Genomic DNA, 13,944 nt, shown 5'->3' with positions numbered 1-13,944 from the left:
GTCCTCTACGGCTGGTCTTCGACGCCTGGTACCGACGAAGAGTCTTCACACAAGAAGATGTGCGGCGCGGTCATCCCAGATGATCAGCTGACCATTCTGGACGCCATGGCCTAATTGCGATATGTCAGAGTATGATCACCCGGCGGATCCCGGGTTCAGGGAGCATTCGATGACACATCGGAAAGCGGCCGTCCGCGGCCTTCTTCTTTTCGCGACCGTAACGCTGGGCGCCGCGGCATGCGGCGGCGGATCGGACGACGGCGAGGCCGGCGCCGCCCCGGCCGCGACGCGGCCCGCGCCGCCGAGCCCGGCGGAGACGACCGAGCCGCCCGAAACCGATCCCGGCGCCGAGCCCGGCATCCGCGGCGCCCGCGCCGCGCTCCAGGCGTTCCTGCGGGGGCAGGCGGCGGGCGACACGTCCGTGTGCCGGTACGTGGCCAAGGACAGCGACTTCTTGAACGGCCCCGCGCTCAGAGGCGACTGCCGCAAAGGCGTGAAGGACACTCCCCACCTGCTGCGGCCCCGGGAACGGCTCGCGCTGCGCCGGGTCCTGGCCACCGGCGGCAAGATCACCGAGCGCGACGAGGCGGTGCTGCCCTTCTCCGGGCTGCGCTGGACGGACGGCCACCTGACGGAGTCGGCGCTCCAGCCCGAGTTCGTCCTGCGCCGCGACGGCGAGGGGATGTGGCAGATCGTCCGCTGACGCCCCGGCGGGCCGGCCTCCCGGAGACCCCGTGCCCGGAAGACCGTGCCCGCCCGCCGGCCTTCGCCGCGTCCCCCCGCCCCGGGGGCGCCGGGATCAGGCGTCGTACATGCGGATCCAGTCGATCTCGAGTGTCGCGTTGCGGCCGGTGTCGATGCCGGGCGCGGTCAGCTTCTTCAGCTCGGGCATCCAGTCGAGCTGGATCGCCTGGCCCATCGCGCGCGGGGGCTGCACGTCCTGCCTGGTGGTGTGGAAGTGGCGGCGCCCGTCCACATACCCGTTGATCTCCTTGGGGGTCCACTCGAGCGCGAACGTGTGCCACGTGGTGAGGTCGACGTCGGCCCGGCCGTCCAGGCGGCCCGAGTTGCCCTCCCGGCCCTTCTGCTCCGACCCCTTCCGCTGGTCGAAGTGGAGGAAGAAGTTGGCGCCCTTCCGGAGCCCGTCGTCCCCGTAGGTCTCCATGTAGTCGATCTCGCCGCCGCCGCCCTCCGGCGCGGTGCCGCCGCCGCCGTTGACGGGCCACATCAGCACGTTCGCGTTGTAGCAGGCGCACGCGCGGTTCATCCGCAGCCGCGCCTCCCAGCGGCCGTACTTGCGGTCGCCGTCGCGCCAGCCGAGCCCGCCGGTCGTCCCGTCCGGCGTGCCGGTGATCAGCAGCGCCCCGTTCTGCACGGTGACCGCCTCGGGGCTGCGCCGCCCCTTGCCGGCGTGCCCCTCGCCGTCGTACAGCTCCCACGCCTCCCGGTCGAGGCGGCCGTTGAACTCGTCGTGCGCCAGCGGACGCCCCCAGCCGTACCGCTGCGCCGCCGTCGCCGCGCCGCCGGTCTTCTCGGCGGCGCGGTCCGCCTCCGCGGAGGCGCGGGGGGTCTCCCGAGCGCTCCGGGGGGACTTGGAGGCGCCCGGCCCGACCGGGTGGAACTCGGCCGCCGCGCCCGTGCGGCCGATGTCGGCGGAGCTCTCGTGCAGGGCGGCGAACGCCGAGACCCCGACCGTCACCGCCGTGACCGTCACGACGACGGCGCGTCTACGGAATGAGAAGGACACGGTTCAACCTCCGCACCGGACGAATTGTGCCGACAGCCGATTCAGCCGTTCCGCACTCCACTAATTCGTCCGAAACCTACTCGGCCGCGCCACGGGGCCCTAGGGCCCTACGGCCCTAGCGGCGGGACGGGGGGACCTCAATAACGCGCCGCAGGTCAGTCCCGCGGCGGCATTCCGAGCCAGGTCACGATGGCCGTGGAGCGGTTGGGTGCGCCGAGCTTGGCGTAAAGCCGGTTGATGTAATTCTTGACGGTCTTCTCGGTGAGAAATAGCTTGGCGGCGATCACCGAGTTCGGATGTCCCTGGGTGATCAGATCCATGACCTCGGCCTCGCGTTCGGAAAGCCCGAACCGCCGGCGCTGCTCGGCCGGGTCGGCCGCCGCGGGCGCGGCCCCCGGGTCGGTCCGCGCGGCGTCGATCAGTGCGGCCGACGCCGCCTGGGAAAGGGGGTGGGCCCGATGCCTCGCGGTGTCCAGCACCGCCGCGGCCAGCTCCTCCGGGGTGAAGGTGTTGTGCACCAGGTAGCCCACCGCCCCGTTCCGGACGGCCGCCAGCACCACCTCGGGGTCCTCGACCTGGGTGAGCATGATGACCCGGCTGATCGCGCTCAGCGCGGCCGAGGCGGATATCCCGTCGACGTGCGGCATCCGGACGTCCAGCAGGATCACGTCCGGGGCCAGCGCGCGCGCCAGCTCCACGGCCTCGCGGCCGTCCCCCGCCTCGCCCACGACCTCGATCTCGCCGGACGCGTCCAGCGCCAGCGTGAGCCCGGAGCGGATGAACGGGTTGTCGTCCACCACCAGCACCCGGCACCGCACACCCGCGTTCATTCGCTTCCCTCCATCGGCGCCTTCCCGCTCGCGGCCGGGGCCCTCCCCGCCGTCCCGTCCCATGCCGCCCCGCCGCCGGCCGGCCCGGCGGGGAACCGGACGGTGATGCTCGTGCCGCCGCCCGGGACCGAGTCGACGGTGAGCTCCCCTCCGCCGCGCCGGGCCCGCTCGTGCATGCCGAGGAGGCCGTAGTGTCCGCCGCCGGCGAGCTCGTCCAGCCAGCCCGCCCTGCCGGGGCGTCCGGGCATGCCGCGGCCGTCGTCGCGCACCACCGCCCGGACGCCGTCCGGCCCGCCGGACACGGTGAGCTCCACGACCGAGGCATCGGCGTGCCGGCGGACGTTCTCCAGCGCCTCCGAGATGATCGCCACGGTCTCGTGCCGGGGATGCAGCGGCAGGTCGGCGCCCTCCTGGATGCGCGTGACGACCCGCAACCCCGTCGCCCGGCCCCACTCCTCCGCGAGCTCGGCGGCCACGACGTGCAGCGGGCGCTGCACGGTGCCGGACCGCAGCTCGGAGATGAGCGAGCGCGCCTGCCGGGTGGCGATCTGCGCGGCGGTGGCGATGCGCTGGGCCTCCTTCTCCGCCCGCTCCGGAGACCTGCGCACGAAGGCGGGGAGGCTGCTCGCCGCCAGCGCGATCCCGGACAGGGTGCCGCTCAGCGAATCATGCATCTCCCGGGCGAGCCGGGAGCGCTCCTCGGCGGCCATGGCCAGCGCCTCCGAGCGCCAGAGCGCCTCCTCCGCCGCGGCCTGCTCGTCGAACAGCCGCCGGATCACGGCGCCGACCAGGGCGCCGATCCCGTAGAAGGCGGGCATCGCGAGCAGCAGCGGGAGCGTCGTGCTGTGCCGGATGCCGTCCGTCCCGTCGCCCTGGAAGAGCGCCACGTAGTACAGCACGGCCTGCTGGAGGCACAGCGCCACCGTCGTCGGCCACCGGTACAGCAGCCCGGCCAGGCCGGCCGCGATCACCGTGACCAGGAAGTACGGGCCGAGGATCCCGCCGGCCTCCAGCACCGCGTAGCCGACGAGGACATCGCAGGCCAGCAGGGCCGGCTGCGCGTACAGCCGCGAGACCACCTGCTCCCAGCCGAGCAGCATCAGCCCGGAGAGCAGCGCCACCCCCGCCAGCACGCCCAGCGCCCAGAAGTCGCCCCGGACCTGCCGGTCGATGAGCACCGTCACCCCGACGACCAGCACCCGCACCTGGATGAGCAGCACGAACGCCGTGCCGATGCGGGATTCGGCGGATCCGCGCAGCGACCCGGAAGCGTGCTTGGCGAGATCGGACATCGGCGGCCCTCCGCGAGTTCGTACCGTCGGCCCGGAACCGGAAGCGCAGGCGTTTGCAAAGGGAACACTAGCCACATCTCCAATGGAGGTCGCTACGATGCCCACGACCAACAGTATTTCAACGCAAGAAGGGGGAAAAGTGCCAGGCCGCAGGGCGGTCCCGCAGCCTGACGGCGTCCGTGACGCCGCCGGGTTCATCGCCTTGATGCGCGCGCTTCAGCGCTGGTCGGGACTCAGCCTCGCGGAACTCGAAGCCAGGATGGGCTCCGCGCTCGTGCTCCTTCCGGAAGGTCTGGCCGGAATGCTCGGCGGAAGCAAGCTTCCGCGACGGGAAGTTGTGTCGGCATTCATCAGTGCTTGCGGATGCGTGCCCGAAGTGCAGGCCGATTGGATGCGCGCGTACGCGAGGATCAGCGGGACGGCACCGGCGCCTTCCCCGGAGGCCGCCTTCGCCCCGCCTCCCTCGCAGGAGGCGCCACCGGAAGAACCGGAAAAGCGAGCGCGCCCCCGCCATCGGAAGCCGGGAGGAAAGCGCCGCCAAAAGCGGACGCGCCGTTCGCTGTCCCCGCTGGCGGCCGCCCCGGCGTTCGTCACCGTCGCGGTCATCGCGGTGGCCATGCTGACCGGGTCGGGCGACGACTCCGGCAAGGCCGACGGCGGGCACGGCGGGAAACGGCCGACCGCGGCCCCGCCGGGCACGGGCTGGTACGCGGTCCAGCCGGAAACGGCCACGTCCGTCGGCGACTGTCTGGCGATCTTCCCCGACGACCAGTTCGCACCGACCCTTTCCCAGGATCAGTGCGACGAGGAGGACGCGCTGCAGCGGTTCTGGCTGGAACCCGATTCCGGCGGCATCTACGTGATCAAGGCCTACACGGTCAAAGAGCAGCTCTGGTGCCTCACGCTGGACGCCCCCAGCGACGGCGCACGCCTCCACCTGAAGGCGTGCGACAAGGCCAGCAAGTGGCAGCGGTTCGCCCTGCAGGCGGCCGAACCGCCGAGTTCCGGCAAGGCCGGCGACGGCACCTCGCAACCCGTGCCCCTCTTTGAACTGCGGCCGGGCGAGACCCGCGAGAAGGGAATGTGCGTGGGGATCGACTCCTCGCATTCGGGCACCGTCCAGGCGGTCCACACCGCATGCTCGAAGTCGGCCGTCTGGGGATACAACTTCATCCAGACCGTGGCGCCCGCATAGCGCCACGTCCAAGCCTTTACTCGCAATTCCCTTACACCCCTTAGCTGCGCCCTGGCGTAGGGCCCCCGATCAGAATAAAGAAGCCCTAGGGCCCTGACTCCAGACCGTTTCACATCGCTACCTTCACTGAAGTCAACGGCGGCCGGCAAAGAAAGGCCCCGATCCTTCAGAAAGGCTTCAGCGATGAAGAAGACGAACGCCCTGGTCGCGACGGGCGCACTGGGACTCACCCTGGCCGGCGGCGCGGTGGTCGCCGGCCTCACGTCCGAACCGGCCAAGCCCGCGTCCCCCGTCGCCGGCACCGGCACCACGCAGTCCCTTTCGGGCGGGGCGCTTCCGGGGCAGTCCCTCTCGCAGCAGTCCGCCGCGAAGGTGGTCAAGAAGACCGACTACGGCCCCTGGAGCAGCCACTTCGCCAACACGAAGCTGAAGTGCCGGACGTACGCCAGCGCCGGCACCTCCGGCAGCCGCGTCTGGCACTACGGCAAGGTCGAGTGCAACAAGAAGGTCGCGGTGATCGACGTCTACTCGGGCATCAACCGGGGACGGCCGGCCGTCTCCAAGAAGGTCTGCAGGGACACCAAGACCTGCGCGGTCGAGGGCTGGGTGAAGAACCCGTCCGGCCAGCAGTCCTGGTCGGTGACCACCACCGGCGGCGCCGGAACGCTCCTGCTCTCGGGCAACCGCCTCTCCGCCCACGTCACGTTCCGCGCCTAGACGCCCGCCCAACACGCGAACCCACCGGCGCCCAGACCGCCCCCCGGCCTGGGCGCCGGTGGCCATGAACGCCCTTGATCGTGCCCTAAGGACGCCCAGCGTTAGCGTTCAGCCGGGCCCGCGTTGGGTCACCGAAGATTGAGAGGTAGTGCTCATGGCCGACATCACGGTCTCGCTGACCGTCCGCGACCTGACGCATGACGATCTTCCTTCATGCTCTTGGTCCGGGTCGGCCACCCACCTGGTGAGCATGGCCAAGGCCCTGGACCGGACCGCACGTGGCGAGGTGGACTACCTTGCCGTCTGCCCGCCGTCCGGTCTTCCGGTAGCGGTCGGCGGAGTCGACTACGCGAAGACAGCCGGTGCGGGAACCCTCTGGCAGTTGGCCGTTCATGAGGCGCTGCGGTCGTGCGGGATCGGCACCATCCTTATTCAGGCTGCCGAGCAGCGAATCCGTTCCCGCGGCCTGGACCGCGCCGAACTCGGCGTCGAGGAGACTAACCCGCGGGCCCGCGCGCTGTATGAGCGGCTCGGCTACGTCGCCTATGGGAGCGCGACCGAGTCGTGGGACGTGGATGGTCCAGACGGAACCACCCTTAGGTACGAGGCGGTGTGCACGCTAATGCGCAAGCAGTTGCCGTAGCCCGGCTGGCCGTCCAGGACGCCGTTCATACGCTGCCGCGGCTTCTACGGTGCGCTGAAGTACGTCGTCCGCGAGAAACAGCCTTCGGCAAATCCACTCGACGGGGCCAGCGATCACGCCTGGAAGCCGCCCGAAGTGGTCCATGCGGCCGACCGGCGGCGCGCCCCAACCCCAAACAAGTTGGCGCGCTCCAGCGGGCCGGATGGCGAGACCGTGACAATCGGCGGCCTTCGGTGGCACATGGCTGCCTACGCAACAAACCCCGGTGCCTGGCTTAGTGCCTGGTCAACCGGGGTTCTTCGCGGATTCTTCTGAGGTGCCCCCTGCAGGATTCGAACCTGCGCACACGGCTCCGGAGGCCGTTGCTCTATCCCCTGAGCTAAGGGGGCCCTGCGCCGTTGGTGGCGCGGTAGAAGGTTACCAGGGTTGGCGGGGTGGCGTGCACGTGGGATTTCGCCGTGCGTGCGGGGGAGGAGTGGGCTAACTTCGAGCCGTGACCGAGCCACTGGGACGCGTGCTGGTCGTCGACGATGACGAGGTGATCCGCCAGCTCATCGCCGTGAACCTGCAACTGGAGGGGTTCGAGGTGTCGACCGCGGTGGACGGTCAGGACTGCCTGGAGAAGGTGGGCGAGGTCCGGCCGGACGTGATCACGCTGGACGTGATGATGCCGCGGCTGGACGGGTGGGTGACCGCGGTGAAGCTGCGGGAGGACCCCGGGACCGCGCACATCCGGGTCGTGATGATCACGGCGCGGGCGCAGGAGCACGATGTGCGGCGGGGGCACGAGATCGGTGTCGACGCGTACGTGACCAAGCCGTTCGACCCGAACCAGCTGATCCAGACGGTGCGGAAACTCGCTGCGGTGTCCAGATAGTGGTCGGATAGTCTCACCAGGGTGACTCCAGGCGATGCCCTCGTGCGGGCGGTGCGGGACGCCGTGGCGGACGGGGAGATCGATGTCGCCGTGCCGGAGAGCGTCGTGGTCTTCGGGCGGGGGCGCGGGGTATTCGAGAGTCCGGTGGCGCTGCGGCTCGGTGTTGATCCCGAGGTGATCGCGCGGCGGGTCGGGGGCGTCGTCCGCGATGGGTTCGTCCGGGTCGTCCTGGCGGCGGGGGAGCTGGTGGAGCAGATCCTGGGTGATCCTCGTTACGGGGTCGCCGCACGGGTGCCGGGGGGTGTGTGGGACGAGTGGCCCCGGACGTTTGAGAATCCGGGGTTTTCGGTTCGTCTTGCTTACGCGCGGGCCTGCTGGGTTGAGCGGTGGGGCGAGAGCGCGCCGTTTCGGGGCGGGGAGCTGGAGTCCGAGCTCGTGTGGGCCATGGGGGACGTGCCCGGGCGGGCGGAGCAGGCGGAGCGGGAACGGGATGCCAGGCCGCTGATGTTGTGTTTGGAGAGAGTGGCCGAGGCGTACCACGAGGTGCACGAGCACCGTCCTGAGGGACGGGCGGGTTTGGCGCGGGCGGTGAAGGTCGTCCTCGGCAACGGGCTGAACATGATCGGTGAGACCCCTAGAGAGCGGATATGAGTCGAGTACACCCTGCTGGGCCGAGGCATGCCGATGTGCTGCCGGAGGACCATCCTGCCGGGCCTGCGGAGGATCTGAACGCCCTGGAGCCCGCTGTGTGGCCGCGCAGTGCCCGCCGGGAGGACGGTGTCCTGACGGTCGGCGGTGTCGACGTGCGGGACCTGGCCAAGGAGTACGGGACGCCTCTGTACGTCTATGACGAGGAGGACGTGCGGAGCCGGGCCAGGGAGTACGCGGCGGCGTTCCATGACGGGGACGTCCACTACGCGGGCAAGGCCTTTCTGTGTACCGCGGTCGCGCGGTGGCTGAAGGAGGAGGGCCTGGGGCTCGACGTGTGCAGTGGGGGTGAGCTTGCCGTTGCCCTCGCGGCGGACTTCCCTACCGAGCGCATCACCCTGCATGGGAGCAACAAGGCCAAGTGGGAGCTGGAGCAGGCCCTTGAGGCCGGCGTCGGACGGATCGTGCTGGATTCGTTCGAGGAGATAGCGCGGCTGGGGTATCTCGCCCAGGAGATGGGTGTCCGCCCCAAGGTGATGGTGCGGGTCACTACGGGTGTTGAGGCGCACACCCATGAGTTCATCGCGACCGCCCATGACGACCAGAAGTTCGGGTTCTCGCGCAGTTCGGGGGCCGCGCTGGAGGCCGTCCGGCGGGTTCTGGAGCTGAAGCAGCTGGAGCTGGTGGGGCTGCACAGCCACATCGGGTCGCAGATCTTCGAGGTGGACGGGTTCGAGGTCGCCGCGCACCGGCTGGCGGAGCTGCTGGTCGCGATCCGGGACGAGCACGGGATCGAGCTTCCGGAGCTCGACCTCGGCGGCGGTTACGGGATCGCGTACGTGCCGGGCGAGGAGCCGCACGACCCCAAGTCGATCGCGGACGGGCTCCGGGACATCGTGGCCCGCGAGTGCAGGGCGTACGGCCTGGCGATGCCGCGGCTGACCGTGGAGCCGGGACGGGCGATCATCGGGCCGGGCGGCGTCACGGTGTACGAGGTCGGCACGGTGAAGGACGTCGAGGGCCTGCGCACGTACGTGTCGGTCGACGGCGGCATGAGCGACAACCTGCGCACCGCGCTGTACGGCGCCGAGTACACCGGCGTGCTGGCGAGCAGGTCGTCGGATGCGGCGCCCATGCTCAGTAGGCTTGTCGGCAAGCACTGCGAGAGCGGCGACATTGTGGTGCGGGACCTGTGGTTCCCCGAAGATCTTGCGGCGGGGGACCTGGTGGCGGTGGCGGCGACCGGTGCGTACTGTCGGTCGATGGCCAGCAACTACAACCACGTCCCGAAGCCCGCCGTCGTGGCGGTGAGGGACGGCAGGTCGCGCGTGATCGTCCGCCGGGAGAGCGCGGCGGACCTGCTGCGGCTCGATGCGGAGGTCGAAGCGTGAAACCCGGACTGCGCGTGGCGCTGCTCGGATGCGGGGTGGTCGGCACGGAGGTCGTCCGGCTGCTGATCGAGCAGGCCGACGATCTGGCCGCGCGCGTGGGGACGCCGCTGGAACTCGCCGGGATCGCCGTGCGCAGGCCGGACCGGGTGCGCGAGGGCGTGCCCAGGGAGCTGCTGACGACGGACGCCCAGGGCCTGGTGACCAGGGACGACGTCGACATCGTCATCGAGGTCATCGGCGGTATCGAGCCGGCCAGGACGCTGATGCTGGAGGCGATGAAGTCCGGCAAGTCGGTGATCACGGCGAACAAGGCGCTGCTGGCCGAGGACGGCGCGACGCTGTTCGCGGCGGCCCGCGAGTACGGCGCCGACCTGTACTACGAGGCGTCCGTCGCGGGTGCGATCCCGCTGCTGCGGCCGCTGCGCGACTCGCTGGTCGGCGACCACGTGCACCGGGTGCTCGGCATCGTGAACGGCACCACGAACTACATCCTCGACCAGATGGACACGCACGGCGCCGGGTTCAACGACGCGCTGGAGGAGGCGCAGGCGCTCGGCTACGCGGAGGCCGATCCGACGGCTGACGTGGAGGGTTTCGACGCGGCGGCCAAGGCGGCGATCCTGGCGCAGCTGGCGTTCCACACGCCCGTGACGGCGGCGGACGTCCATCGTGAGGGCATCACCGAGGTGAGCGCCGCCGATGTTGCGGGCGCCAAGGGGATGGACTGCGTCGTCAAGCTCCTGGCCATCTGCGAGCGCATCCCTTCGACGGACGGCCGGAACGGCCGCGGTGTGTCCGTTCGCGTGTATCCGGCGATGATTCCCAGGTCCCACCCGCTGGCGAGTGTGCGCGAGGCGTACAACGCGGTGTTCGTGGAGGCCGAGTCCGCCGGATCGCTGATGTTCTACGGCGCGGGTGCCGGTGGTGCTCCGACGGCGTCCGCGATCCTGGGCGACCTTGTCGCGGTGGCGCGGAACGTGGCCGGCGGTACACCGGGCCCTGTCGAGGTGACGTACGCGAAGCTTCCCGTACTGCCGATGGGCGAGACCGTCACCCGCTACTACATCCAGGTGGACGTGACCGACGAGGCCGGTGTCCTCGCCACGGTCGCGGAGGAGTTCGCCAGGCACGGGGTGTCGATCCAGGCCGTCCGGCAGGTCGGGCTGGGCGAGGAGGCCCAGCTGGTCGTGGTGACGCACCGGGCGCCGGACGCGGCCCTCACCGCGACGGTGGAGGGCTTGCGCGGGCTTGAGATCGTCCGGGCCGTGACCAGCGTGATGCGGGTCGAAGGCGAGGAGTGACGCCCCAGGTGAGGCCCGGTGACCGGGCCGCGTAGCGGTACGGGCGATCCCGGTAGACTCCGGGCAACATCCCAGGTCATTCAGGAGACCGACGTGAACCCGAACGCCCGCGCGTGGCGTGGCCTTATCGAGGAGTACCGCGACCGGCTGCCGGTGTCGGACCGGACCCCGGTCGTGACGCTGCTGGAGGGCGGCACCCCGCTGGTGCCCGCGCACCGGCTGTCCCAGCTGACCGGCTGCGAGGTGTTCCTCAAGGTCGAGGGCGCCAACCCGACCGGTTCGTTCAAGGACCGCGGCATGACGATGGCGATCAGCAAGGCCGCCGAGGACGGCGCCAAGGCGGTGATCTGCGCGTCCACCGGCAACACCTCGGCGTCCGCCGCCGCGTACGCGGTGCGGGCCGGGATGACCTGCGCGGTCCTCGTCCCGCAGGGCAAGATCGCGATGGGCAAGCTGGCGCAGGCGCTGGTGCACGGCGCGCGGCTGCTGCAGGTGGACGGCAACTTCGACGACTGCCTCGAACTGGCGCGCAAGCTGTCGGTCGACTACCCGGTGGCGCTGGTCAACTCGGTCAACAAGTACCGGCTGCAGGGCCAGAAGACGGCGGCGTTCGAGATCGTCGACGCGCTCGGCGACGCCCCCGACGTGCACTGCCTGCCCGTCGGCAACGCCGGCAACATTTCCGCGTACTGGATGGGCTACCGGGAGTACGCCGCCGACGGGGAGGCGTCGAAGACGCCGCGCATGCTGGGCTTCCAGGCCAGCGGGGCGGCGCCGTTCGTGAAGGGCGAGCCCGTCCTGAAGCCGCAGACGATCGCGACCGCGATCCGGATCGGCAACCCCGCCTCCTGGGACCTGGCCGTCGCCGCGCGCGACGAGTCGGGCGGCGCGATCGACTCGGTCACCGACCGGCAGATCCTCGCCGCGTACCGGCTGCTCGCCCGGGAGGAGGGCGTCTTCGTGGAGCCCGCCTCCGCGGCGAGCGTCGCGGGCCTGCTGCAGGCGAGCGAGCAGGGCGTCGTCGCCCCGGGCGCGAAGGTCGTCTGCACGGTCACCGGCAACGGCCTCAAGGACCCCGACTGGGCCATCTCCGGCGCCCCCGCGCCGACCACCATCAAGGTGGACGCGCACTCCGCCGCCTCCGAACTCGGCCTCACCTAAGTGGGCTGGACGGAAGGCCCGGTGCTGGTGCGGACGCCCGCGACCAGCGCGAACCTGGGCCCCGGCTTCGACTCGCTCGGCCTCGCGCTCGCCCTGCACGACGAGGTCGAGGTCGAGCTGACCGGCGGCGGGGTGGCCATCGAGGTGGACGGCGAGGGCGCGGAGGTCGCCGACCGCGGCGAGCGGCACCTCATCGTGAAGGTGCTGCGCCGCACCCTCGACGTCCTCGATGACCTGGCCGGATCCGGCCCGTCCCGGCCGCCGGGGGTCCGGCTGCGCTGCCGCAACGCGATCCCGCACAGCCGCGGGCTCGGCTCGTCGTCCGCCGCGATCGTGGCGGCGATCGTGGCGGCCCGCGCGCTGCACCCGGCGGGGGCGCTGCTCGACGACGACGCCGCGCTGCGGCTCGCCACCGAGATCGAGGGGCATCCCGACAACGTCGCGCCGTGCCTCGCGGGCGGCCTGACCGTCGCCTGGACGACGCCGGCCGGCCCGCGGCTGGTGCGGCTGGAATCGCAGGTCACCGAGGTCGTCGCGATCGTCCCCGAGCAGCGGCTGGCGACCGAGCGGGCCCGCGGGCTGCTGCCGGAGGCCGTCCCGCACGGGGACGCGGCGGCGAACGCCGGCCGGGCCGCGCTGCTGGTGGCGGCGCTCACCGCGGGAATGGCCGAGGACGTCCTGCTGGACGCGACCGAGGACCGGCTCCACCAGGACTACCGCGCGCCCGCCATGCCCGAGTCCGCCGCACTGGTCAAGACCTTGCGGGACGGGGGCGTCCCGGCGGTGATTTCCGGGGCCGGTCCGACTGTCCTGGCCTTCACAAACGCATCACGAGTTGATTCAGTAGTCCCCGAAGTGGGTAAAGGCTGGCACATACACCCGTTGGACGTCGCGACCCGCGGCGCTCGCGTCATGACCGGAGAACACGAGGTCCGGGCCTGATCGCGGCGTCCGGGGCGGGGCCTTCGCGGCGCTCCGGCCGGTGCAGGTTCCGGCACGATCCCGCTAGGTAAAATGCGAAGACATCGACCTCTGGGGAATAGCTGTGTGCCCTGGTGATGTTAGGCTGAATGCCGCACCAGATGCCCCGTTCGGGGCAGCGTGCTCGTCAGCCGCGCGTCGCCTGTTCGACCCTCCGGTCGTTTCGGTCCCGCGTACCAGGCTCCCCGACACCGTGATATCCCGTTGTCAGGCATTCCAGCGCAACAACTCAGGACGTGGCGGTACCGGGGACACGCACGAGCGGAACGTCCCGTCCACCATCTGGCTGTGCCCAGAACACGCAGATCCCGGTTCCATCGTGATCAGCGGAGCCCGTCCCGGCGCCCCCGCCGGGCCGCACCACCGGGTCGACTGGCCGAACGCCGGCCAACGCCCGCTCCCTGGGAAGGACCCTTAGTGAGCGAATCCAGCGAACTCCTTACGGACGCATCAAGCACGGGAACCGTGGCCGACGCCGCTCCGGCCGCCGCGGAGTCCGCCACCCCCCGGCGCCGCCGCTCGGGCACCGGCCTGTCGGCCATGGTGCTGCCCGAGCTCAAGGCGCTCGCGTCCAGCCTCGGCATCACCGGTGTGACCGGGATGCGCAAGAGCCAGCTCATCGCCGCCATCCAGGAGAAGCAGGGCGGCGGGGAGCAGGGCTCGGCGGGGGGCGAGCAGGGAGCCGCTGCCCCGGCGAAGACCGAGCGCCCCCGGCGGACCCGCACCGCGGCCGCCAAGCGCGAGGTCTCCGACGACCAGGTCACGATCTCCGACGCCGCGCCCGCGACCGAGCAGGCCCCGTCCGACAAGCAGACCGAGAAGGCGGCCGACAAGGCCGCCGAGAAGCAGTCCGGCAAGCCGGCCGACCAGCCGGGCGACGCCGCCGAGAAGGGCGCCGACAAGCCGGAGAAGGCCGAGCGGGCGGACCGGCAGGGCGGCCGCCAGCGCGGTGAGCGGCAGGACCGGGGGGCCGGCGAGGGACGCGGCGAGCGGCAGCACCGCGAGCAGGGCCGCGACCAGAGCGCCGAGGACGGCGAGTCCCAGGGCGGCGGCCGCGACGGCGGGCGCGCCCCCGACAGCTGGCCGGTCACGGTGATGCTGAACAACACCGCGGGCTCGGGCGCGGTCGCCGTCCAGTACAACCAGCAGATGGCCTCGGCT

General features: G+C 71.2%; 14 protein-coding genes and 1 tRNA gene. 11 read left to right on the top strand and 4 right to left on the bottom strand.

The features are described from left to right. The first annotated feature begins 169 nt into the window (after positions 1-169). The gene (locus tag AB0K34_RS24290; protein WP_138635936.1) at positions 170-703 is read left to right on the top strand and encodes a hypothetical protein; all 534 of its coding nucleotides are present in this window, start codon (positions 170-172) and stop codon (positions 701-703) included. Positions 704-799: 96 nt separating this feature from the next. Here AB0K34_RS24290 and AB0K34_RS24285 read toward each other — a convergent pair whose 3' ends face one another. From AB0K34_RS24285 to AB0K34_RS24275, 3 genes are all read right to left on the bottom strand, one after another. Continuing rightward, positions 800-1,747, bottom strand: coding sequence for a glycoside hydrolase family 16 protein (locus AB0K34_RS24285; RefSeq protein WP_301176226.1), 948 nt, complete (start codon positions 1,745-1,747; stop codon positions 800-802). A 155-nt stretch (positions 1,748-1,902) separates the two neighbouring features. Next, positions 1,903-2,577: a response regulator transcription factor gene (locus AB0K34_RS24280; RefSeq protein ID WP_138635938.1), complete on the bottom strand. Its 675-nt coding sequence runs from the start codon at positions 2,575-2,577 to the stop codon at positions 1,903-1,905. Continuing rightward, complete coding sequence (locus AB0K34_RS24275; RefSeq protein WP_364550984.1) at positions 2,574-3,869, bottom strand: histidine kinase; 1,296 nt, start codon at positions 3,867-3,869, stop codon at positions 2,574-2,576. The genes AB0K34_RS24280 and AB0K34_RS24275 overlap by 4 nt, the downstream gene beginning before the upstream one ends. A gap of 97 nt (positions 3,870-3,966) precedes the next feature. Between AB0K34_RS24275 and AB0K34_RS24270 the strand changes: the two genes are divergently transcribed. The 3 genes from AB0K34_RS24270 (at position 3,967) to AB0K34_RS24260 (ending at position 6,424) form a co-directional block, all read left to right on the top strand. Beyond that, positions 3,967-5,064, top strand: a complete 1,098-nt coding sequence (locus AB0K34_RS24270) for a hypothetical protein (RefSeq protein ID WP_364550982.1) — start codon at positions 3,967-3,969, stop codon at positions 5,062-5,064. A gap of 183 nt (positions 5,065-5,247) precedes the next feature. Then, the gene (locus AB0K34_RS24265; RefSeq protein WP_138635941.1) at positions 5,248-5,781 is read left to right on the top strand and encodes a hypothetical protein; all 534 of its coding nucleotides are present in this window, start codon (positions 5,248-5,250) and stop codon (positions 5,779-5,781) included. A gap of 154 nt (positions 5,782-5,935) precedes the next feature. Further along, positions 5,936-6,424, top strand: a complete 489-nt coding sequence (locus AB0K34_RS24260; RefSeq protein ID WP_364550980.1) for a GNAT family N-acetyltransferase — start codon at positions 5,936-5,938, stop codon at positions 6,422-6,424. Positions 6,425-6,741: 317 nt separating this feature from the next. On the opposite strand, the gene AB0K34_RS24255 is transcribed toward AB0K34_RS24260, so the two are convergent. Continuing rightward, positions 6,742-6,813 (bottom strand) — tRNA-Arg (locus AB0K34_RS24255). Between the two features lie 125 nt (positions 6,814-6,938). On the opposite strand from AB0K34_RS24255, the gene AB0K34_RS24250 reads away from it, so the two are divergent. The 7 genes from AB0K34_RS24250 to AB0K34_RS24220 all read left to right on the top strand — a co-directional run. Then, the gene (locus tag AB0K34_RS24250; protein WP_138635947.1) at positions 6,939-7,301 is read left to right on the top strand and encodes a response regulator; all 363 of its coding nucleotides are present in this window, start codon (positions 6,939-6,941) and stop codon (positions 7,299-7,301) included. 21 nt (positions 7,302-7,322) lie between these two features. After that, positions 7,323-7,952, top strand: a complete 630-nt coding sequence (locus tag AB0K34_RS24245; RefSeq protein ID WP_364550978.1) for a hypothetical protein — start codon at positions 7,323-7,325, stop codon at positions 7,950-7,952. Further along, entirely contained in the window at positions 7,949-9,340 is a 1,392-nt protein-coding gene (lysA, locus tag AB0K34_RS24240) for a diaminopimelate decarboxylase (RefSeq protein WP_138635944.1), read from the top strand. The genes AB0K34_RS24245 and lysA overlap by 4 nt, the downstream gene beginning before the upstream one ends. Next, positions 9,337-10,641, top strand: a complete 1,305-nt coding sequence (locus tag AB0K34_RS24235) for a homoserine dehydrogenase (protein WP_240807426.1) — start codon at positions 9,337-9,339, stop codon at positions 10,639-10,641. The genes lysA and AB0K34_RS24235 overlap by 4 nt, the downstream gene beginning before the upstream one ends. A 93-nt stretch (positions 10,642-10,734) precedes the next feature. Then, positions 10,735-11,802, top strand: a complete 1,068-nt coding sequence (gene thrC, locus AB0K34_RS24230) for a threonine synthase (RefSeq protein WP_138635945.1) — start codon at positions 10,735-10,737, stop codon at positions 11,800-11,802. Continuing rightward, a complete protein-coding gene (gene thrB, locus AB0K34_RS24225; protein WP_138635946.1) occupies positions 11,803-12,744 on the top strand; it encodes a homoserine kinase in 942 nt (313 codons plus the stop codon). Between the two features lie 504 nt (positions 12,745-13,248). Further along, a partial coding sequence (locus AB0K34_RS24220; protein WP_364550975.1) for a Rho termination factor N-terminal domain-containing protein occupies positions 13,249-13,944 on the top strand: 696 nt, incomplete at its 3' end.

Origin of the sequence: Actinomadura sp. NPDC049382 (genome assembly GCF_040677125.1) — a bacterium.
GTDB classification, from domain to species: Bacteria; Actinomycetota; Actinomycetes; order Streptosporangiales; family Streptosporangiaceae; genus Spirillospora; species Spirillospora geliboluensis.
The sequence above is the reverse complement of the archived record's forward strand: the minus strand, read 5'-3'. Positions and strand labels throughout refer to the sequence as shown.